Annotated in this window: 18 protein-coding genes; 11 read left to right on the top strand and 7 right to left on the bottom strand. The window is 49.1% G+C overall.

Annotated features, from left to right (window positions below):
* The first annotated feature begins 96 nt into the window (after positions 1–96).
* Positions 97–1260 carry a gliding motility-associated C-terminal domain-containing protein gene (locus BMW93_RS35835; protein ID WP_229240475.1) on the top strand — a complete coding sequence of 388 codons (1164 nt, stop codon included), beginning with the start codon at positions 97–99 and terminating at the stop codon, positions 1258–1260.
* A 74-nt stretch (positions 1261–1334) separates the two neighbouring features.
* Here the strand turns inward: BMW93_RS35835 and fbaA are convergent, their stop codons facing one another.
* Positions 1335–2414, bottom strand: coding sequence for a class II fructose-bisphosphate aldolase (fbaA, locus tag BMW93_RS15505; protein ID WP_090377825.1), 1080 nt, complete (start codon positions 2412–2414; stop codon positions 1335–1337).
* A gap of 239 nt (positions 2415–2653) precedes the next feature.
* Here fbaA and BMW93_RS15510 point away from each other — a divergent pair, with 239 nt between their 5' ends.
* From BMW93_RS15510 to BMW93_RS15540, 7 genes are all read left to right on the top strand, one after another.
* Entirely contained in the window at positions 2654–2932 is a 279-nt protein-coding gene (locus BMW93_RS15510) for a hypothetical protein (protein ID WP_090377829.1), read from the top strand.
* The gene (locus BMW93_RS15515) at positions 2929–4143 is read left to right on the top strand and encodes a hemolysin family protein (RefSeq protein WP_090377832.1); all 1215 of its coding nucleotides are present in this window, start codon (positions 2929–2931) and stop codon (positions 4141–4143) included. The genes BMW93_RS15510 and BMW93_RS15515 overlap by 4 nt, the downstream gene beginning before the upstream one ends.
* 29 nt (positions 4144–4172) lie before the next feature.
* Positions 4173–5066, top strand: a complete 894-nt coding sequence (gene bla, locus BMW93_RS15520; RefSeq protein ID WP_090377834.1) for a class A beta-lactamase, subclass A2 — start codon at positions 4173–4175, stop codon at positions 5064–5066.
* 24 nt (positions 5067–5090) lie between these two features.
* Positions 5091–5711 (top strand): ABC transporter ATP-binding protein, encoded by a 621-nt coding sequence (locus BMW93_RS15525; protein ID WP_090377837.1) that lies wholly within the window; start codon positions 5091–5093, stop codon positions 5709–5711.
* 21 nt (positions 5712–5732) lie between these two features.
* On the top strand, positions 5733–9191 hold the full coding sequence (locus BMW93_RS15530) for a gliding motility-associated C-terminal domain-containing protein (RefSeq protein ID WP_090377840.1): 3459 nt from the start codon (positions 5733–5735) through the stop codon (positions 9189–9191).
* A 75-nt stretch (positions 9192–9266) separates the two neighbouring features.
* On the top strand, positions 9267–9710 hold the full coding sequence (locus BMW93_RS15535; protein WP_090377843.1) for a DUF4920 domain-containing protein: 444 nt from the start codon (positions 9267–9269) through the stop codon (positions 9708–9710).
* 71 nt (positions 9711–9781) lie between these two features.
* Positions 9782–11563: an SGNH/GDSL hydrolase family protein gene (locus tag BMW93_RS15540; protein WP_090377846.1), complete on the top strand. Its 1782-nt coding sequence runs from the start codon at positions 9782–9784 to the stop codon at positions 11561–11563.
* Between the two features lie 21 nt (positions 11564–11584).
* Here the strand turns inward: BMW93_RS15540 and BMW93_RS15545 are convergent, their stop codons facing one another.
* From BMW93_RS15545 to argS, 4 genes are all read right to left on the bottom strand, one after another.
* On the bottom strand, positions 11585–12478 hold the full coding sequence (locus tag BMW93_RS15545; protein WP_090377849.1) for a 1,4-dihydroxy-2-naphthoate polyprenyltransferase: 894 nt from the start codon (positions 12476–12478) through the stop codon (positions 11585–11587).
* A gap of 17 nt (positions 12479–12495) precedes the next feature.
* The gene (locus BMW93_RS15550; protein ID WP_090377851.1) at positions 12496–12873 is read right to left on the bottom strand and encodes a DUF5618 family protein; all 378 of its coding nucleotides are present in this window, start codon (positions 12871–12873) and stop codon (positions 12496–12498) included.
* A gap of 66 nt (positions 12874–12939) precedes the next feature.
* A complete protein-coding gene (locus BMW93_RS15555) occupies positions 12940–13497 on the bottom strand; it encodes a glutathione peroxidase (protein WP_229240477.1) in 558 nt (185 codons plus the stop codon).
* Between the two features lie 137 nt (positions 13498–13634).
* Positions 13635–15413 carry an arginine--tRNA ligase gene (gene argS, locus BMW93_RS15560; RefSeq protein ID WP_090377857.1) on the bottom strand — a complete coding sequence of 593 codons (1779 nt, stop codon included), beginning with the start codon at positions 15411–15413 and terminating at the stop codon, positions 13635–13637.
* A 168-nt stretch (positions 15414–15581) separates the two neighbouring features.
* On the opposite strand from argS, the gene BMW93_RS15565 reads away from it, so the two are divergent.
* On the top strand, positions 15582–17111 hold the full coding sequence (locus BMW93_RS15565) for a hypothetical protein (protein ID WP_229240479.1): 1530 nt from the start codon (positions 15582–15584) through the stop codon (positions 17109–17111).
* Positions 17112–17123: 12 nt separating this feature from the next.
* On the opposite strand, the gene pyrR is transcribed toward BMW93_RS15565, so the two are convergent.
* Positions 17124–17666: a bifunctional pyr operon transcriptional regulator/uracil phosphoribosyltransferase PyrR gene (pyrR, locus tag BMW93_RS15570; RefSeq protein WP_177194098.1), complete on the bottom strand. Its 543-nt coding sequence runs from the start codon at positions 17664–17666 to the stop codon at positions 17124–17126.
* A 63-nt stretch (positions 17667–17729) separates the two neighbouring features.
* On the opposite strand from pyrR, the gene pth reads away from it, so the two are divergent.
* Positions 17730–18290, top strand: a complete 561-nt coding sequence (gene pth, locus BMW93_RS15575; RefSeq protein ID WP_090377860.1) for an aminoacyl-tRNA hydrolase — start codon at positions 17730–17732, stop codon at positions 18288–18290.
* Between the two features lie 593 nt (positions 18291–18883).
* Here the strand turns inward: pth and BMW93_RS15580 are convergent.
* Positions 18884–20281, bottom strand: coding sequence for an OmpA family protein (locus tag BMW93_RS15580; protein WP_090378808.1), 1398 nt, complete (start codon positions 20279–20281; stop codon positions 18884–18886).
* Between the two features lie 73 nt (positions 20282–20354).
* Between BMW93_RS15580 and BMW93_RS15585 the strand changes: the two genes are divergently transcribed.
* Entirely contained in the window at positions 20355–21239 is an 885-nt protein-coding gene (locus tag BMW93_RS15585) for a DMT family transporter (protein WP_090378811.1), read from the top strand.
* Positions 21240–21242 lie beyond the last annotated feature (3 nt).

The raw sequence follows: 21242 nt of genomic DNA on the forward strand, positions 1-21242 counted from the left end.
CCATATGCGATTACTGACATAGAATTTCCGGAAACCGATTTAAACATTCGTGTCGGCCACTGGGCTTGGGCAGATGGATATAGTGAACAGAACCCCATGCAGGGAAACCCAGGGCTCACTATCAATGAAAATAACGGAGAAATTAGAGTCAAACCCACCGAGGTAGGTCAATACTTTATCGGCATTTCCGTCGATGAATATCGAAACGGCACGAAAACCGGCACTGTCAACTTTTATTACACGCTCACAGTCGTAAACTGCAACGAGCAGCAGATCTTTGACAAAGATATTTACAAAGACACCACCTCAATCCAAACCCTCACCCTCTGCCAAGGCTCCGAAGCAACACTAACCTCCAAACAAACCTTCCCCGACCCACAGCCCGAATTCCAATGGACCAAAAACGGTAAAACCATTTGGGGCGCCAATGCACAAAGCATTACCATTAAGGAGGAAGGCGAATATCAATTGCTAACATCCAAAATAGACGGTTGCCCCGATTCCTTCGAATCTGAAACGGTGCGTGTAACTATCATGTCATCGAGTGCGGAAATGGATAGCATTCCGCCCATTTGCGATACCACGCTACCCATTACATTGCATGCGATACCGCCGGGCGGGACATTTGCGGGTGCGGGCGTAACCGGAAGCACGTTCGATCCCAAAATTGCCGGTGAGGGAAAGCACGAAATTCAATATGTGATTGAGGGCTCTGAGGCTTGCCCGACTTCTGTCACGGAGCGCGAAGTGATTGTGAGCCGTTCGCCGACGGTGGATTTGGTGGATGTGCTTTATACCTCCCGTGACAAGCCCATTTCGATCGGTGTCAAAGACTCGCTGAATGTAGCGTATCGCTGGACGCCGCCCGACTATCTGAACGACGTTACCTATGCCAATCCAACATCCACACCTTCCCGAGGCATTACCTACATGGTCACGGCCACGAATGCGTACGGGTGCGTGGGCAGGCGTGAGGTAAAAGTCAAAATTGTGGAAAGCATTCTCATTCCCGATGCATTCACGCCGAACAGCGACGGTATCAACGAAACCTGGGAGTTAAAGGGTATCGAAGGCTATCCGAAATGCCGGGTGACGATCTATAACCGCTGGGGAGAGGCAATATTCCATTCTACGGGCTACCAAAATGCATTCGACGGAACGGTGGCCGGCGCATTGCAGATGCCCGGCGTGTACGCGTACAAGATCCGGCTAACGGAAAATAGCCCTGAATTAACCGGTGCATTGACGCTTATCCGATGAATTTCAAGTATTAATACACAAAAAAAAGCAACCCCGAAAGGTTGCTTTTTCATTCCATTAATTCAGAAAACCGATTATCCCAACTGATTGATGCAGTTCAAATCTTCGAATGCCACTTTCAGGCGGGAGATCATGCTTTCTTCGCCTTTGCGTAGCCATACGCGTGGGTCGTAGTATTTTTTGTTCGGCGAATCTGCGCCTTCGGGGTTGCCGAGTTGCGATTGCAGGTAGCCTTCTTTCGATTTATAATAGTTGAGAACACCTTCCCAGGTCGACCATTGCATGTCGGTGTCGATGTTCATTTTGATCGCGCCGTACTCGATCGCTTCGCGGATTTCTTCGCGAGATGAGCCTGATCCTCCGTGGAATACGAAGTTAACAGGCAGGTCGCCCGTTCCGAATTTCTGCTTGATGTACTCTTGTGAGTTGCGAAGGATTTTCGGCTCCAATTTTACATTACCTGGCTTGTATACCCCGTGAACATTACCGAATGCCGCTGCAATGGTGAAGTTAGGGGAGATTTTGGAAAGTTCTTCGTAAGCGAATGCCACTTCCTCAGGCTGGGTGTACAGTTTCGAGCTGTCAACGTCAGAGTTGTCCACACCGTCTTCTTCGCCACCGGTTACACCGAGTTCGATTTCCAATGTCATGCCCAATTTCGCCATACGCTCGAAATATTTAGCGCAGATTTCGATGTTTTCCTCGATAGGCTCTTCCGAAAGGTCGAGCATGTGCGAGCTGTACAAAGGCTTGCCGTATTGATCGAAATAACGTTCGCCGGCATCCAGCAAACCGTCGATCCAGGGGAGAAGTTTCTTCGCGCAGTGGTCGGTGTGAAGGATCACAGGAACCTCGTACAATGCCGCCATCTGGTGTACGTGCTGTGCACCCGAGATCCCGCCGGCGATAGCAGCCTGCTGGTTGGCATTGGAAAGACTTTTTCCTGCGTAAAATATAGCACCGCCATTTGAAAACTGTACAATGACAGGGCTTTTAACCGCTTTGGCTGTTTCAAGGACCGCATTTACCGAGTTGGTACCTACCACGTTAACTGCCGGAAGGGCGTAGTTGTTTTCGTTGGCGTGGCGGAAAATTTCACTAACTCCATCGCCGGTTACAACACCGGGTGCAAAGCGTTTTGTCGTTTCGCTCATAGTAATAAAGGATATTTTTTCAAGAATTAATTTTACAATTCAAGTGTCGGCCCTGAATTGCACGGCAATCCTTGCAAGTTAGCTATTTTAGGCAAAATGGCCGAGTTATGTATGGTTTATTATATGTTGAAACGAAGATTAATACAGCATTGAGCGTTTTGGCACAATCTGTGGTATCTTTGAAAATCATTGAAAAAATGGGGGCCGAAACCCCTGATGTTTAAGAAGAATCTTCATTAATGAATTCCAAACTGATCCGGACGATTTTCCTGGCCCTCGCATTCGGTTTCCTCGTGCTTTGGGTGCTCGAATTCCGGCGCGCCGGGCTTTTAGAAAGCTACTGGCTGTTACTATTATGTATTGTTTGCTTTTTGCTATTTCAATTCAGCCGTTTGAAAGCTGCTACGCTTGCCAAACAGGCGGGAGAGTCGGAGGCTGTCTCTAAAAAAAACAGTTCTGCATCGGCCGTCGGCAGTACGCCCTCACATTCCAAAACCGGTAAAAATCGGAAGAAATGAACCTGATATTCCTGTTCACGACAATCGTATTCTTCATGCTGGCCGGCTATTTCGGGGCCGTGCGGTCGGTGTTGCTGGATGTGTGGATCGACCGGTACACGCTTCGCCATGAAAAGAACGAGCAGGTGGAGCAGACGCTCTACTGGCGCCGCATTCTCAGGATGATTCGTCTGCTGGCCGTTGCATTGGGCTGTTTTATGGGGGTAATCACGGTTTTCCCTTTGTTTGAGCTGAATACGGGCACGCAAAACTGGTTGCTGATCATCGCATTGTTCGCGGCGCTGGCGGTTTTGTGGATGGGCAGCTATTCGAGCTGGGTCAAAATCGGGCGCGCCTTTCCGAAAGTGCTGGACCTCAAAGCATTTCCCGTACGCTTCGGTGAATGGCTCATGACGCCGCTTTATTGGGTGGTCGAGCCATTTGTGAAGGAAAATATCCTGTCGCCCTCATTGCGCGACGACATTATCTCCGCCGACGATCCCGATTTCGACGACCACAGCATTGAAGAAAAGATGTTTATCAATGCATTGGATTTCAAAGATTTGCGCATTCGCGATTGTATGATCCCGCGGATGGAAATCTCGGCAGTGAATGTGAATGCGAGCATCGAAGACCTCAGAACGGCATTTCTCACGAGCGGACATTCCAAAATCATCGTACATAAAGAATCCGTGGACGAAGTGCTGGGCTATTGCCACGCATTGTCACTGTTTAAAAAACCCAAAGAGATCAGCAGCATTATCACACCGATCCTGATTGTGCCTGAGGCCATGCCGGCGCGCGACCTGATGTTGCGCTTTCTGGAAGAACGCCGGAGCATTGCATTGGTGGTCGACGAATTCGGCGGTACCTCGGGGCTGGTGAGTGTGGAGGACGTGGTTGAGCAGATTTTCGGGGAAATACAGGATGAATATGACACCACCGAAGACTGGACCGAACGCCAGCTCGACGATCATACGTACATGCTCAGCGCGCGCCACGAGCTAGATTATCTGAACGAAAAATATGGTTGGGAGCTTCCGGAGGGCGACTATGACACCGTTGCGGGTATGCTGATCCATTTCTGCGGCGATTTGCCCGATGAAAACGAAATCGTCGACATTCCGCCCTATTCGTTCCAGATCGTTTCGGTACAGGACACGCGCATCGAGCTGGTGAAACTGACGATCGAAGAAAAAGACCGCAAAACCGAACGGAACGGTCATAGCTAGCTTATTTCATCAAGACCATATTCACTTCTATGAGCAGATTCTTTCAAGTACTATTTGCATTGTTTTTAATACAAAATACAGCTTTTGCACAGCAGGCGAAGCTTAAATCTGACATCGAAACCATCAGCAAACAGGCACAGGGCATTGTAGGAGTGGGGATTATGAATTTAAAAACGCAGGAAACATTGCTGATCAACCAGGATCATAAGTTTCCCATGCAGAGTACCTTCAAATTTCCGCTGGCGATGGCTATGCTGGATCTGGTGGATAAAGGCAAATACAAGCTGGATCAGAAAATTCACGTCACGCAATCTCAGCTGGAAAAGAACACACACAGCCCCATGCGCGACGAGTACGAGGGGAAAGATTTCGATATAACCGTTGGTGAACTGCTAAGCTATTCGGTTTCCGAAAGCGACAACAATGCTTGCGATATCCTGTTCGGGCTGGCGGGAGGTACCAAAATAGTGAACGACTACATCCATTCACTGGGAGTAAAAGACATTGCGATCGTAGCTACGGAAAAGGAGATGGCAACGGGTGGCTGGAACACCCAGTATGATAATTTCGCGCGGCCGTCGGCTTACCTGCAACTATTGGAAATTGTTTACCTGCGTAAAAAGTTTTCGAAATCAAGCCAGGAGTTCCTTTGGAAAATCATGGTGGATGGCCCTACCGGTCTGAAAAGGATTAAAGGAGAGCTTCCGAAAGGAACTGTCGTGGCGCATAAAACCGGTACTTCGGGCACCAACGACAAGGGTATAACCGCGGCGACCAACGACGTGGGTATTGTGAAGCTGCCGAATGGAAATGATATTGCGATCGTCGTGTTTGTGTCCGACGCCACCGCGAATTTAGACACGCGCGAACGGGTGATCGCCCAGATCGCGAAAGCTGCCTGGAATTACTACGGCGGTAAATAAACAGGAATACATCAGAAAGAGCCAGTGCGGATTACAGTCGATAAAATAGGGAAGAAGTTCATCAAAGAGTGGATTGTCAGGAATGCCAGCTTCGAACTCGCGGCAGGTGAAAAATACGTTTTTGTAGGCCCCAATGGCAGTGGTAAATCGACATTACTGCAACTGTTAACCGGTATGATCCCGGTTTCCGAAGGTATTATCACGTATACGAATGGAAGTGGTAAGGAAATCGAGACAGATCATTGGTATAAGCACATTGTAATAGCCGCACCCTACCTGGAACTGATCGAAGAGTTCACATTGCGTGAGCAGATCCAGTTTCATGCCAAGTTTAAACCCTTCAAAAACGGCATTTCGGCGAAGGATTTTGAGGATTTTATACAACTTCCACACGCCAGCGGGAAGATTATCCGGCATTTTTCGTCGGGTATGAAACAGCGGGTAAAGCTTGGACTCGCATTCCTTTCGGATGTGCCAGTGGTTTTTCTGGATGAACCAACTACAAATCTGGATGTGCAAGGCATCAATTGGTACCTCGATCACGTAATGGATAATACACAGAACCAGTTGGTTTTACTGGGTTCAAATGTGCAGCAGGAATACGAATTTTGTGAAAATATCATCTCGGTTTCTGCGTTCAAATAGAAAAAACATGCCGCGCGGACTATGCAGAAAACTTTACGGCTTCTCTTCATATCGTTTCTGATCATCGTTCGCACAGCCGACTATTCCCGCGCTGCTTCGGCCTGGTTTATCGAAAACAAGGGGCAATGGGACAAAGAAATTCGCTTCCGCGCCGCTATCCCTGGCGGTTTCCTGTTTTTGAAATCACATTCACTGGTCTACGTACTTTATGACGGGTCGAAAATCTCCGCGATGCACGCGAAGGGGCACGACCAGGCGTCGGCTGCGCGCGTAGACACGAGCGTGCCGGACGTGCGTGCGCACGGGGTAGAAGTATCGTTTCTTAATGCGTCGCCGAATGTACGATACCGGCCGGTGAAGGAAAGCAAAGCGCATTTTAACTACTTTCTCGGACATGACCTCACTGCCTGGGCAAGCGGCGTGAAGGGATTTGAGGAAGTTGTTTATGAAAACATTTACCCCGACATCGATCTCCGCATTTACCTTAATCAGGCAAAACTGAAATACGAATTTATTGTGAAACCCGGCGCGGATGCCTCCCGCATCAGTTTTCAATATAAGGGTGCCGATAAGGTTTCCGTAAATGAATCGGGGCAGATCGTGATCAAAACATCGGTGGGAGACATTAAAGAAGCCCAGCCATACTCGTTCCAATCGGGTAGCAATGCGCGTGCTGCGGAGGTCCCTTCGGCATTTCGCCTTTCCGAAGACAATATCGCGCATTTCGAACTACCTGCCGGGTATAACAAATCGTTGCCGCTGACGATCGACCCGGAATTGATTTTCTCGACCTATTCGGGGGCTGAGTCCGACAACTGGGGCCACACCGCGACGTATGACGATGAAGGTAACCTCTATTCGGGCGGCACTGTGTTCGGTAGCGATTTCCCTGCTACGACAGGGTCTTTCCAGGTCAAGTTTGCAGGATTTGTAGATGTTTCGATCCTTAAATTCAACCCTGACGGCACGGACCTGCTTTACGCGACTTTTCTCGGCGGCGGCGCCACGGATGTACCTACCAGCCTGATCGTAAATGCCAGGAAAGAACTGCTTATTCTGGGTACGACTTCATCCAAAGATTTTCCCGTGGCGAAGGCATTTCAGTCAGCATTCGGAGGAGGAACGGACGTAAGGCCTATTTCCGGGCTTGAACTACTCAATGGTAGTGATCTTTTCATTTCAAAACTCAGTACCGATGGGAAGCAACTCACCGCGTCGACATTTCTGGGAGGAAGCGGAAACGACGGCGTAAGCATCACCAACGATGTCGCGATCCGGAATTACGGCGATAGCTTTCGCGGTGAGATAGGAGTCGATGCAAACGATCAGGTTTACGTTGTTTCTTCCACCAATTCAGCCAATTTTCCATTGAAAAACCCTTCACAAAACAAATTGGGTGGAGGACAGGATGGAATAGTGGCCAAACTTTCCGCCGGGCTCGATCAATTGCTATGGTCGACCTACCTGGGTGGCGACAAATGGGACGCGGCCTATTCCTTAAAAGTGACTGCCAATGGAGAAGTATACACGGCCGGTATTTCGCAAAGCGGTAACCTGCCCACCAAAACCGGGGCCTATCAACAGGCATTAAAAGGGACCGAGGACGGCTTTGTGGCCCGGTTTGTGAACGACCAGCTTTCCGCATTGACCTACCTGGGTACCGATAAAGCGGATGGCGCCTATTTGCTTGATATCGACCAGGCCAATCAGGTTTATGTATATGGCCTTACTATGGGCAGCTACCCGGTCAGCCAGGGCGTGTACCAGAATGCGAAAAGCGGGCAGTTCGTGCATGCTTTGAATGCGTCGTTGTCCCAATCATTGTTTTCGACGGTGATAGGCTCCGGACGCGGAACGCCTGATATTTCGCCGACCGCGTTCCTGGTGAGCGAATGCGGCAACATTTATCTGGCCGGTTGGGGCGGAGATGTGAATAGCAGCACCGCCAACAACGCTGCCAGCAGTACGACCGGCCTGCCCGTCACCGACGACGCCATTCAGCGTATAACGAACGGGAACAACTTTTACATCGCTATTCTCGAACAAGGCGCGAAATCTTTGCTTTACGCCACCTTTTTCGGAAGCCAGGCGCGCGATCCCCGCCTGCAAGGCGACCACGTGGACGGGGGTACCAGCCGGTTCGATAAAAACGGGATGATCTACCACGCTACCTGCGCCTGCGGAGGCAGCCACTTCCCGGCGACGCCCGGTGCCTGGTCGGAAACCAACAACAGCGATAACTGTAATAATGCCGCATTCAAGATTGATATCGATCGTTTGAAGGCGGATTTCGATGTGTATGCAGGACAAACGAAGGACGTGCTTAGAGGTTGTGCCCCGCTCGATCTGACGTTCGTGAATACGAGCGAGGGTGGGGTGGATTACATATGGGAAGTCAATGGGAATACGATTTCGAGGGACGAAGGACAATCCGAATATGAATTTACCAAACCCGGGGAATATACCGTGACACTCACGGCGTACAACCGGCTGAGTTGCAAGCGAATGGATGTGGCTCAGAAGAAGGTCGTGGTCGAAACCCTGGCAACAAAAGTAACGGGCGACACGACCGTCTGTGAAAACAGTGCCGTGAAACTGAGTGCCAGCGGCGGCACGCAATATAAATGGTCGCCTGTGGCCGGGCTCGATAATGCGAACAGTGCTACGCCCGTCGCGACGGTAAAGGAAACGACGGAATACACCGTTGAAATCAGCAATAATGCAGGCTGCAAAGTGACTGAAAAAGTCAAACTGGCTGTGGAGAAAAAGACTGATTTCGTCGGCATGCCCGACACCGAAGTATGCCAGGGCGCTACTGTGACGCTCACCATCTCGGGCAATGCACCGCAATACAAATGGCGGGCAACGACAGGCCTGCAAGAAACGATCGGCAAATCAGTCACCGTAAAGCCCACACAAACGACCACCTACATCATCGAAGGCTTGTACGAAGACGGCTGCCGTCCGCTCCGCGAGATCACCGTGAAGGTCGACCAGTCCTTTGCACCGGATTTTGAAGTGGTCCAATCGGGTGGTGCCTGTAATGAACCGTTTTCCTACACATTAACCAACAAAACCGGAAAAGCACAACGCTATGAATGGAACATGGGCTCCGGAAATCCCATGACCGATCCGGAGGTAAAGAACTACATTTACGAAGTACCAGGAGAATATACCATCACGCTAACCGCTTACAACGCGGCAGGCTGCTCGCTCACCGCCTCCAAAAAAATCACCGCAGAGCCCGCATTTACATTGAGCAATGTCATCACCCCCAACGGCGACGGCAAAAACGACTTTTTCATAGTCCCGGTCGCATCTTCCACGCTGGAAGTTTTCAACCGATGGGGTAAATCGATTTTTAAATCGATTGATTACAAGAACAATTGGGGCAAGGGCATTGCCAATGGTACCTACCTTTATGTAGTTGATACACCGCAGGGTAATCACTGCAAAGGCTGGGTCGAGGTGTTGGAGTAGGGTTGTTTTGATTGTAATGCGGGAGGTGTTAACTTTAAGCAAGTCAATTAATACACACTTTTAAACATTAACACAATGAGAAAACTCCTTTCAATACTACTGCTGGTGTTAACAGTAACTTTTGCCAAGGCGCAAAGCAATTTCGGCAAGCAGATTGATGATAAAAAGGCGATTGCGGCGACGGCGCTTCCGGCGAAGATGGGCGAAAAGGCCGAAATGCAGGCCAAAGTGACCGGTACTGTGGAATCGGTTTGCCAGGTGAAGGGTTGCTGGATGAAGGTGAACCTCGACAATGGCGAAACAATGCGTGTGATGTTCAAGGATTACGCATTTTTTGTGCCTAAAGACATTGCCGGAAAGACAGTCGTATTTGAAGGAGAGGCGAAGAAAACGACAGTACCGGTGGAGCATTTGAAGCATTATGCACAGGATGCCGGCCAGAGCAAGGAGGAAATAGCCAAAATCACGGAACCGAAAGACGAACTGACGTTTATTGCCGACGGCGTGATCGTGAAATAATACATTCCCAAACGGGAGAAATGGCCTGGCGGACACTTTTGTAGCGATACATCGGTGTCCGTTTTTTATTTATGCTTTCCAGATCAATTTTAAATATTTGCCTGGGCTTGTTGCTGAGCATCCAGGTTTTGGCACAGAGCAGCCAGTATGTCTGGTGGAATCCTCAAACTGCTGCTTTTCCTGTCGTTGAAGGTCAGGCGTGGCCGAAGGAATTGAAAAATCCTTACGACCGATTGCCGGCAAGGGCTGAAAAAACGGTTCGCGACGTTGTTTGGAACTTGTCCAATCAGTCGGCCGGATTAATGATCCGGTTTCGCGCCAATTCCTCTGAAATCAAAATTCGTTATACGGTCGGGGGCAAGCACGCGCTCCCGCATATGCCCGCGACGGGCGTGAGCGGCGTGGATCTCTACGCGATCAGCAGCGATGGCGACTGGCGCTGGTGTGCGGGGAAATATACATTTGGAGATACCATTACCTACGATTTCAGAAATCTGGCGCCGAATGATAACTACCATAAGCACGGAAGGGAATATCGGCTTTTCCTGCCGCTTTACAACAGTGTGAAATGGTTGGAAATCGGCACGCCCGAGAGTACGGAGTTCACGCCATTGCCTGTTCGGCCTGATAAGCCGATCGTGATTTACGGCACTTCCATCGCGCAGGGCGCTTGCGCATCGCGCCCGGGTATGGCGTGGACATCGATATTGGGCCGGAAAATGGATCGGCCGTTGATCAACCTCGGTTTTTCGGGAAATGGAAGGTTGGAAACGGAGGTGGTAGATTTGATCGGGGAGATCGATGCGAAAATTTATGTGCTCGACTGTCTGCCAAACCTGACGATCCGGCCCGATTCCAAGCTTGGACTGACAGCTGAGGAGGTGAAGAAGCGTGTGATCAACACCGTAACGGCATTGCGTCGGAAGCGCCCCGACGTGCCGATTGCGCTCGCGGAACACGCGGGGTACGCCGAAGAGGATATCAATCCGCAAAGCAAACACTATTACGAAGAAATAAATGGTGTGCTGAAAGATGCATTTACCGCATTAAAATCGCAGGGTTTTCAAAATCTTTATCTGATCCCGAAAGCGGATTTCGGCCAAACCTACGAATCGACCGTGGACGGTACGCACCAGACGGACCTGGGCATGCTGCAATATGCGGAAGGTTACGAAAAGCATTTGAGAAAGATCCTGCACGAGCCTTCGGACAAGTTTTCGACCACCCGCCCGATCATTCAAATGCGCGAGTTACACAATTATGATTGGGAAAAGCGGCATTCTGAAATACTCGAACTGAATCACAAAACCTCACCGGCAACGGTGGTGATAGGTAACTCGATCACGCATTTCTGGGGCGGCTTGCCCAAAGGACCGAGGGCAGCCGGCGAATCATCCTGGGGCAGTACTTTCGGGAAGAATGTGGTGAATATGGGCTACGGCTGGGACCGTATCGAGAATGTACTTTGGCGCGTTTATCATGGCGAACTGGACGGTTTTAAACCGAAGCAGATCTTCATCAACATCGGTACGAACAATCTCGGATTGAACAATGATGACGAAATCGTGGCAGGATGGAGGCAGCTGATTGAAGCCATCCGATACCGTCAGCCGCAGGCGCAGATCGTGATGATGGGCATTTACCCGCGCAGGCAACAGGAGCCACGCGTGGCCGTGTTGAATGAAAAACTGGTACAAATCACCGGTGAGGCCGACGTGCTGTTTATCAATCCGGGAAAAGTATTTCTGAAACCGGACGGCAAAATCGATGAAGCGCTGTTTTCCGACGGCCTGCACCCCAATGAAAAGGGTTACAGCCTGCTGGGTAATTCGATTAAACCTTACGTGAAATAAAAGAAAATACGAAACCAGAACTTAAAGTACAATCCCGATTCCAAACAAAATCACAAAAAGCAGCGTGGAAAGCGCCATTTGTTTCAGGTAGGGATCGAGCTCGCTGGCTTTGGTGAGGCGGGAAATCGCCAGGCCGTTTTTAACAAAAAGAGGGAAACTGAGAAGGAAAATCAGGCTGGTGTAGCTGGAAAAATGCTGCGCGGTGTAAACCGTCACGCAAAGCATCCCGATCAGCAGAATGCACCAGTGATATACGATCGCCTTTTCGCGGCCAATGCGGACGGGGATCGAGTTTTTGCCGGTTGCCCGGTCGGAATCGATGTCGCGTATGTTGTTAATATTCAGTACGCCTACGGCAAATAGTCCGCAGCTGCTCGCAGGTAGTAGCAAGCCCCAGTTCCACACATGCGTGTGCAGGAAGTTGCTGCCGAGCACACCTACCCAGCCGAAAAAAATCAGTACGGAAAGGTCGCCGAGGCCAACGTAACCGTACGGTCGCTTACCCGCAGTATACGTAATGGCCGCGATAATGCAGGCAATGCCGATTCCTAAAAACACCCAGAAGGTATTCTCGGGAGCGTCTTTCAATGCGATGGTCAGCAGGGTAATGCCTGAAATTAGTGCCAGTACCGAGAAGATGATGATTGCCCGCAGCATTTTCTCCGCCGTAATATGCCCCGAATGCACTGCGCGGCGCGGCCCTTCGCGGAGCTCGGTGTCCTTGCCATTTACAGCATCGCCGTAGTCATTGGCGAAGTTTGAAAGCACTTGCAGGAGAATGGTTGTCAACACGCTCAAACCTGCCACCGGCCAGTTGAATTGCCCCGAGGCCGCCGCCAGAAAGCAGCCCATTAGAATACAGGATAATGCGAGAGGTAATGTACGGGGACGCGCGGCTTCAATCCAGGGGTTCATTTTTGATAGTACTTAAATTATAAGGCTTTTGTCTTCTGCTCAGCCCAACCAACTATTTTTTCTGCTACTCCTATGCCTGCATTTGATACGCCTACGCTCAAATTGCCGTCGTATCCCATTGCAAGGGCCAGGGTGTCATATGCTGCATCGAAGTAAGCGAGCATATTTTGGTCGATTGCAGAGCGTTCTTTTTCGTAGCAATCGATGCTAATGCTGTCTTTTTTATGGGTTCCTAAAACAGCATCTAATGAAGCTAATACAGCAGCATAGGCCTTTTTGCCTGCCATCTTTACATATTTTCTATCATCGTAAGAGCCATCCTCGTTTGTTGCTTTTTCAAGAAGGATTGCTTTTGCGTTACCCAGGTAGCGCCGGGCCTTTTTTATATCTTTCATAGTCGTGTATAGTTCGAGTCAACTGCCAGAGGGGTGCTAAAAGGCGCCCTCCGGCAGTTGCAAAAATTAAATTCCTACGGCCTTCGTAAACTCTTCGTCGGTAGGCAATACTTTCGAAGCGAAGAAGTTAGTCAGTTCGCCTTTTTCATTGATGACATATTTGCAGAAATTCCAGGTAGGGACTTTGTCGTTCCAGCCATTCAGGTCTTTGCTGCTCAACCATTTGTAGATCGGTGCCTGGTCGTCGCCCAATACCGATACTTTTTCGAACATCGGGAACGTCACGCCGTAAGTTGCAGAGCAGAAGGTAGCGATTTCCTCGCTCGTGCCTGGCTCCTGGCCACCGAAGTTGTTGGCAGGAAAACCGAGTACCACCACTTTGTCGCCGTGATCTTTGTAGAATTTCTCCCAGTCGGCATACTGCTTAGTATAACCGCATTTAGAAGCTACGTTCAAAATCACCACTTTTTTCCCTTTGTATTTGCTCAAATCAACGGTTTTGCCGCCTACGAGCGATTTTACCTTGAAGTCATAAAGCGTTTGTTTGGCAACAGGAGCGTTTTCCGGACGGCTCGCCATTTCGGATTTGTCGACGAAAATGCCGGTAATCAGTGAAGTAATCATAATGAAAAGTGTCTTAATTAAGCTCATAATAGGTTTTGGTTATGGTTAGTACATATTGTTAGAAAGCGATTTGCATGCACGGATCGGGTTGTAGCCATCTCCAAAACACTATACGGCCCGATTTTTGAAAAAGTTGCTTACATCCGTTCGGGAACATCTATGCCCAATAACCCCAAAGCCTTGCGAATCGTTTCCGCAACCGCGCCCGATAATGCGACGCGCAATTTCACCGCTTCGGGATCGGGATCGGAGAAGATCGAAACCTCCGCATAGAACTGGTTATAAACCTTCGCAAGGTCGAATGCATACTGCGAAATGAGCGACGGTGCGAACTCATTGGCCGCTGCCAGAACCTTCACAGAATATTGCGACAATGCGAATACCAGTTCGCGCTCAGCCTGATGCATAGCATAGCTGTCGCCCGGAATTTCCGCGGGTATCCCCGCCTGCTCGGCCTTGCGCATGATCGAGCGGATACGTGCGTAGGTGTACTGGATAAATGGCCCCGTATGTCCTTGGAAATCAATTGATTCTTCGGGATTGAAGAGCATTCGTTTCTTCGGGTCCACTTTCAGCAGGAAGTATTTCAATGCGCCCAGTGCCAGCTGGTTATAAAGTTGTTTGGCTTCCTCGCTGTTGAAATCGTCTATTTTGCCGAGCTCTTGCGTGCGGGTGGCCGCCGTTTGCACCATTTGGCCTACGAGGTCGTCGGCGTCGACAACGGTACCTTCACGGGACTTCATTTTACCCGATGGCAGATCCACCATACCGTAGCTGATGTGGTAGCAACCGTCCGCATAAGTACGGCCGAGGCGTTTCAGAATGGCGAATAGCACCTTGAAGTGATAATCCTGCTCATTACCCACTACCCACAGGTAACGGTCGTTGCCGAAGTCAGTGTTTTTTAGCTCGGTAGTGCCCAAATCCTGGGTAATGTAAACCGAGGTGCCGTCGCCACGCAGTACCAGCTTTTCATCAAGCCCTTCCTCTGTAAGGTCGATCCAGACGGAATTGTCCGGTTTTTTGAAGAACACCCCATTCTGAATGCCTTCCTCGATAATATCTTTGCCTAGCAGGTAAGTATTTGATTCATAATAGGTTTTGTCGAAACTCACGCCGATTTTATGGTAAGTTTCAGCAAAGCCGGCATAAACCCAATTATTCATTTTCTGCCAGAGCGCAACCGTTTCGGGATCGTTATTTTCCCAAAGCAGGAGCAATTTCTGAGCTTCCAAAATCCATGGCGCCTTTTTTGCAGCTTCTTCCTCGCTCAAACCTTCCTCCACCAGCGCTTTGATCTGCTTTTTATATTCAATATCAAACAAAACATAATATTTGCCCGCCAGGTGATCGCCTTTGATATCGCTGGATTCGGGCGTTTCACCGTTGCCCAACTCGCGGTAGGCCAGCATGGATTTGCAAATGTGGATGCCGCGGTCGTTCACGAGGCACGTTTTGACGACATCGTAACCACTCGCTTTCAATATCCTGGAAAGGGAATCGCCCAGGAAGTTATTGCGCAAATGGCCCAGGTGAAGCGGTTTGTTGGTGTTGGGCGAAGAGAATTCGACCATGACCGATTTTCCGTTCGAAGGCAGTGTGCCGAATGTCCCGTCGGAGAAGATTTTGCCGAATAAATCCAGCCAGGTGCTGTCTTTCAGGCTGATATTCAGGAAGCCCTGCACGACATTGAAGCCGGCCACGAGCGATGACGACGCAACGAGCTCATCGCCGATAATCTGTCCGATTTCAGCCGGCGCCTTGCGGGCCGCTTTGGTCAAAGGAAAGGTGACAAATGTGTAAAATCCCTCAAATTCTTTCTTGGTGGGTTGTAGCAGAACCTCCTGATTGTCCAGCTGGAAATGCTTTTGGACTGCTTTTTGAATATCCTCCTTAAGTATTGCTTCAATTGTCATGAAAAATCGGGGATTACATTCCCGCAAGTTTTTATTTAAGTGAAATTATTTCTAATATTAATAGCAATGTAAGCCTGGTAACAACATGCAAAATTAGGCTAATTATTGATCTGTGTCACACCCCAGATGGAAGAAGTTATGCATAACCGTTCTATAAATTATTCCGGGTTGAAATTAATACTGCTACTGGTCTTCGCGCCGCTCTGGGGCGCTCTGGCGCAGTTGCAGCAGTCCGATCGCCTCGAAATCCCGACCAGTTCTTCATCGTCCGAGCAATTTGAGGTTTTTAGTCTGGGTGAAAGGGGGATTTTGTCGGTGATCAGGGGGAACGAATTCTCGAACAGAAATGAAGAATGGGAATTTGTTAAATATGATACGACCCTGAAAGCGGTTTGGCGGACCTCCTATAAACTTGATTTCCGGTATATTCCGGTCATGGCCTACAAAGCGGAGGAAAGTGGCTACTGGCTGTTCGCGGAGCCGGATACCGACAAGTTTTTGTTCCTGCAATTGAATTTCCAGGATGGTTCGATCGATACTTATAAAGGTAACCTGCTTTCCGGCGTCGATGTGCAGCATTTCAAAGTGATCGGCAGCAAAGCGCTGGTGTCGGGCTATTACCGTTCGCGGCCGATCGTGATCGTGCATTCGTTTTTCGACCATACCACGCGTGTCTTGCCCGGGCTTTTTGAAAAGAATACCGAACTGAATAATGTGGATATTAATGAGATCGACGGATACATTAATGTGATCACTTATGCTTACCGTAAGAAAAATTGTGTTTTTGAAATAAAAACTTATAATTATGATGGTAAGCTCCTGAAAAGGACCAGTTTGAGCGACCCCCGTTACAGCTTTATTTCAGGCCAGATCGTGCCGCTAAACCCCGACGACTCTTACCTGATCGGTAATTATTCCGTAGGATGTACCCAATATTCCCAGGGGCTTTTCGTGACGCACATTGCCGACGATACGCCCGGGGAGCCGCAGTTTATCGAGTTTTCGGAATTGCAGAATTTCTTCAATTATATGAAACCCAAACGGCGCGCGCGGGTGCTCGAAAAGATTGGTAAGCGGAAAAGTCTCGGCAAGGAAAACCGGTTCCGTTACCGGTTGCTCGTGCACCAGTTGATCCAGACCGAGAAAGAAATTGTACTGGTAGCCGAAGTGTATTATCCCAACCAGCGCTCCACCAGCCCGATCATTTCAGGCGGAATCTCGCGCCCGTACGTAGCGCGCGCACTCGAAGGCTATCGCTACACGCACGCGATCGTATGCGGGTTCGACCGCAGTGGCAAGCTCATGTGGGACAATACCATTACGATTAAAGACCTGACAAGCTTCGATTTGCAGGAAATGGTGCAAGTAACGCCCGTGGACGATTATTTTGTACTCGCTTATCCACAGGAAGGGGAAATTCATACCGAAGTGATCAGCCGGAACAAAGTGGTGGTGGAAACGGAGAAATTCAAAATCAATCCTAAATCGGACAGGGAGAAGGTGCTGAACAACGAAGACGGCTACCTTTCGCCCTGGTACGGTCAGTATTTCCTTGCTTACGGCATGCAGCGCATCGGCACGTCTTCGATCGTGCAGGGGCGTGAGGTGTTTTACGTGAATAAGCTTACCTATAAAACCGACGAAATCGGGAAAATAGAGGCCAAGGAAGAAGCGTCCCGTCCCGGCCACCAGCCATAATGCGTTAAGCTTTTAGTCGACGAGCCAGATGTGGTCGGCGTCGAAACCCTGCTCTTTCCATTCCACCTGAACGCGCTGTGTTTCCACCGTGCTGACCTGCATTCCTACGTAGTCGGGGTCGATTGGTAGCTCGCGGTTATAGCGGCGGTCGATGAGCACCAGTAATTCCACTACTTTGGGACGGCCAAATGCGGTCATTGCATCTAGCGCTGCGCGTACCATGCGCCCGCTGGCGAGGACGTCGTCGATCAGGATCACTTTTTTGCCTTCGATCAGGAAAGGTACATTGGTTTTGTTCGGTACGAGCGGGGATTCGCGGCGGCGGAAATCGTCACGATAGAACGTAGCGTCCAGATGGCCCAGCAGGATGTTCTGTCCGGTTATTTTGCGGAGCTCCGTCACAATGCGTTCGGCAAAGTGGATTCCCCTGGGCTGCAAACCCATGACAACCGTGTTCGAAAAATCCTGGTGATTTTCAATCAGTTGCTGGCATAGCCGGCTGATCATTATTTCCAGAAGGGGACTGCTAAGTACTAATCGTTTTTGGGGTATCATGAAATTTCCCTGAATTTTAGCCTAAATTAAAGTGCTCTTAGACGAAATTAAAACTTTTATTCAATGAAATATCTGATTGCCGGGCTGGGGAATATTGGTCCGGAGTATGCTTTTACCCGTCACAATGCCGGGTTTATGGTCCTCGACCGCCTCGCTGCGCAGCACGACTTCAAATTTTCTTTCGAGAAACTGGCCTTTACCGCTGAATGGAAGTATAAAGGCAGGCACATTTATTTTATAAAACCTACTACCTATATGAATTTGAGCGGAAAGGCGCTCAGGTACTATATGGACCAGTATAAAGTGACGGCCGAAAATACATTAACCATTGTGGATGAGCTGCAATTGCCGTTCGGCACGTTGCGGATCAAACCGAAAGGCAGCCACGGCGGGCACAATGGATTGAAGAATATTGAGGAATTACTGGGCACCACAGAATACCCCAAATTACGTTTCGGGATCGGAAATAATTTTCCGCGTGGGAGGCAAGTAGATTACGTGTTAAAACCTTTTTCCAATGAGGAAATGGCGGAGCTGCCCATCATTTTGGACAAAGCGGGAGATATGGTTACATCGTTTTGTACTTTGGGAATACAATCGACAATGAACAATTATAACCAATGATTGTACTTTTTAAAGAAAATATAAATATTTCAAGAATTGTATTTATTTGGTTTTTGATTATTTTTCCAAAATTTAATAAAAGATAATTGCTGATTGTTAGTATAAAATAAGTTTTAATGTGAGGGGATTGCGATAAAATTCCAAAGAAAATTTTGATCTGGTTAAATTGGACAATTTGTAATTTCAAAATTAATTCGGACATTTGTAATGCAATCAGGCAGAAGGGAAATTGAATAAATCCATGACGCCAAAGTGAAATAACCTTATCTTTGCATTACGAAGGTTTTTCTGGGTTGCATTCGGGCAAAATGAAGAGTGCCGGAAGAATAGAAAAAAGGCGGAACAGCAAGATTTCGTCACATCTGGAGAATAATTAACAGCGTATATTGGTTAAGTTCTCTGAATTTTGTAAAGAAGAAAAATTCGAGTATTATTGATAGTATTCTTACTTTACAAAAACAATGAAACGATCAGCAGGCCTGATACGTTTACAAGGAAAGAAAAGACGGCTTTTAAGGCCAGAAGATATATAAGATAAGAAAAGGTTAAGGGTTTAGGAATAGTCAGTATAAAGCCATCTCCATGAGATGGCTTTATCTTTTTACTGGCTCCGCCCAAACTTCCACTCTTCTGTTCGATTTCTTGGTGGCTTCGGTCCGGTTGACCTGATTCGGCTGTGCGGACCCGTAGCCCGATCCCTCAATGCGGTTGGCGATAATGCCTTTGCCGATCAGATAAGCCTTTACCGTTTCGACGCGCTTGTTGGAAAGTTCGAGGTTTTTCTCAAAACTTCCCGTGTTGTCGGTGTGGCCTTTCAGTACCAATCGCAAATCCTGCCGTTTCTGAAAAAAGGTTACGATCGAATCCAGATCGGCGAGGGCGCTGTCTTCGAGTACTTCTGTTCCCTGGCTGAAATAGAGCGTCGAAAGCGGCGTGGAATGCGTTTCCGGTGCCATATTCATCAGGGCTTTCACTTCTTCAAAGCGGTTATTCGTGCGAATGGTAACGCTTTTGGCCTGGAAACCATCGGCCTGTGCGGTAATGCGGTAAGTTTCGTGAGGAGGCAGTTCTACGTTATAGATGCCATCGACGGTTTTGGTATGTGCCACAAGCGAATCGTTGGCCGATTTGCGGACGTGTACTTCTGCGTCATTGACGGGTTTCAGGTTGCGCCCATCGTAAACGCGGCCGGTAACCACTGCAAGATTTTTATTCCGGACCGGCTCCGGTTTTTCTTCTACCGGTTCAGGTTCTTCCTTCGGTTCTTCTTTTTGAGCAACCGGTTCTTTGAAATTCTTCGCGATCGTCTGATAACTCCTGCGCACAAACACGGGCGTCATCACGCGGTCGTATACGCGTATGAGCGCTACGGTACCCGCGCTGGCTTCGTTACCGGCGATGAGGTCGTCCTGGAAAATGTTCAGTACCTGATCGGCGTCGAGTACGCCTTCCGTGCCGGGATCTTTGAAATCCAGTTTCAGGATGCCATTGATATACATTCGGATGACCTTCGTTTCATAGTCGCGCGAGTAAACATAATGCACCCACTGCTTCGCGCGCACGGCGGCTTTTTCGCTCATGGCAAAATTGAAGAAGTTGAGCTTGCCATGATAAACATAACTTCCGTAGTCGCTCTTGCGGTTCTTGAAATCGAGCACGCGTTTCCAGATATCGAGCGAGTCGAGTTTGAAATAGATTTCGACCGTAAATGATTTGTTTAAGAAGCCTTTGGCCTCGCCGCTGTTGAATTGCAGTCCGCTGTTTTTTTCAAAAACATAAATCGAACGCGAAAGGTAATCCGAGCCCGGGATCTGTTCTTTGATGATCTGGCCCGGACGGCCGAGCGGTTTTAGTGCCGGTCCGCCGCTTTCAATGGGCAGGAAGCCGTTATTGAAATCATAAGTCCATTGGTTCTGGGCATGAACTTGGAGCGCCACGATGCAAAGCAGGGCCATCAGCACCGCCCGAAGCGCATTTTTTTTGTTAATCATACCCAAAAATATAAAAAGTGGGGGCGGAAGCCGAAGTACAACTTGTAATTTTGGATGGTTATTATTCTTGCGTGTGAAAAACATCGGTATCGGTCTTCTCTTTTCCATTCTCTGGTCGTCGGCGTCCGTGGCAACGAAGTTCGGCGTGCAATCGGCGGCTCCCTTGATACTGGCAAACGTTCGGTTCTTTATAGCTGGTATTTTGCTGCTGTCATTTTCGTACTTATTTGCCAAAAATCCGAATTACCGGCTGCCGACGAAAAAGGAATGGCAGCAGCTGGCATTATTCGGTTTCCTGAATACAACGCTCTACCTGGGCCTGTACGTGTACGCGATGAAGTATACCGCCGCCGGAATAGGCAGCCTGGCGGTGTCTACCAATCCGCTGATCATTGTATTGCTATCATCCTGGTGGTTGAACAGGAAGCCCAAAGCGGAAGAATGGACGGGGATTATCCTGGGAATGGGCGGCGTGGCCGTGGCAACCTATCCGCTACTGGCCGACAGCTACACCACAATCGGAGGCATTACATTGTTGCTGATAAGCATGGTGACCGTGTCAGCAGCAAGCGTGTACTACGCTACGGTGAAATGGGAATTACCTAATTTGCTCATTAACGGCTGGCAGGTTTTCCTTGGCGGCGTTTTCCTCTTGCCGGTCACTTTGGTAACGGCCGATTTTGGTGCTACCCGATGGGACCCGGTTTTCTGGGGTTCGGTATTGTGGCTTAGCCTGGCAGTGTCGATCGTGGGACTGATATGCTGGTTTTATCTGCTCCGTATCGATACTGTAAAAGCATCGCTATGGCTGTTCCTGTGCCCGCTTTTCGGGTTTTTCTTCGCCTGGTGGCTTATGGGCGAGCCCGTGACGATCTATACCGTTTTGGGAACAGTGTTAGTAGTTGCAGGCTTGTATGCCGGGCAACGTACCAAATTTGCAGGAAATAAGGGCGCGTAGTTC

Origin of the sequence: Dyadobacter sp. SG02, from assembly GCF_900109045.1 — a bacterium.
Lineage (GTDB): Bacteria > Bacteroidota > Bacteroidia > Cytophagales > Spirosomataceae > Dyadobacter.

What these genes read in the sequence shown, in the direction of transcription:
- BMW93_RS35835 (WP_229240475.1), top strand. Translation starts at nt 97, where the DNA reads ATGCAGGGAAACCCAGGGCTCACTATCAATGAAAATAACGGAGAAATT.
- pth (WP_090377860.1), top strand. Translation starts at nt 17,730, where the DNA reads ATGAAATATCTGATTGCCGGGCTGGGGAATATTGGTCCGGAGTATGCT.
- BMW93_RS15530 (WP_090377840.1), top strand. Translation starts at nt 5,733, where the DNA reads ATGCAGAAAACTTTACGGCTTCTCTTCATATCGTTTCTGATCATCGTT.
- BMW93_RS15515 (WP_090377832.1), top strand. Translation starts at nt 2,929, where the DNA reads ATGAACCTGATATTCCTGTTCACGACAATCGTATTCTTCATGCTGGCC.
- BMW93_RS15510 (WP_090377829.1), top strand. Translation starts at nt 2,654, where the DNA reads ATGAATTCCAAACTGATCCGGACGATTTTCCTGGCCCTCGCATTCGGT.
- bla (WP_090377834.1), top strand. Translation starts at nt 4,173, where the DNA reads ATGAGCAGATTCTTTCAAGTACTATTTGCATTGTTTTTAATACAAAAT.
- BMW93_RS15540 (WP_090377846.1), top strand. Translation starts at nt 9,782, where the DNA reads ATGCTTTCCAGATCAATTTTAAATATTTGCCTGGGCTTGTTGCTGAGC.
- fbaA (WP_090377825.1), bottom strand. Translation starts at nt 2,414, where the DNA reads ATGAGCGAAACGACAAAACGCTTTGCACCCGGTGTTGTAACCGGCGAT.
- argS (WP_090377857.1), bottom strand. Translation starts at nt 15,413, where the DNA reads ATGACAATTGAAGCAATACTTAAGGAGGATATTCAAAAAGCAGTCCAA.
- BMW93_RS15545 (WP_090377849.1), bottom strand. Translation starts at nt 12,478, where the DNA reads ATGAACCCCTGGATTGAAGCCGCGCGTCCCCGTACATTACCTCTCGCA.
- BMW93_RS15555 (WP_229240477.1), bottom strand. Translation starts at nt 13,497, where the DNA reads ATGATTACTTCACTGATTACCGGCATTTTCGTCGACAAATCCGAAATG.
- BMW93_RS15535 (WP_090377843.1), top strand. Translation starts at nt 9,267, where the DNA reads ATGAGAAAACTCCTTTCAATACTACTGCTGGTGTTAACAGTAACTTTT.
- BMW93_RS15550 (WP_090377851.1), bottom strand. Translation starts at nt 12,873, where the DNA reads ATGAAAGATATAAAAAAGGCCCGGCGCTACCTGGGTAACGCAAAAGCA.
- pyrR (WP_177194098.1), bottom strand. Translation starts at nt 17,666, where the DNA reads ATGATACCCCAAAAACGATTAGTACTTAGCAGTCCCCTTCTGGAAATA.
- BMW93_RS15580 (WP_090378808.1), bottom strand. Translation starts at nt 20,281, where the DNA reads ATGATTAACAAAAAAAATGCGCTTCGGGCGGTGCTGATGGCCCTGCTT.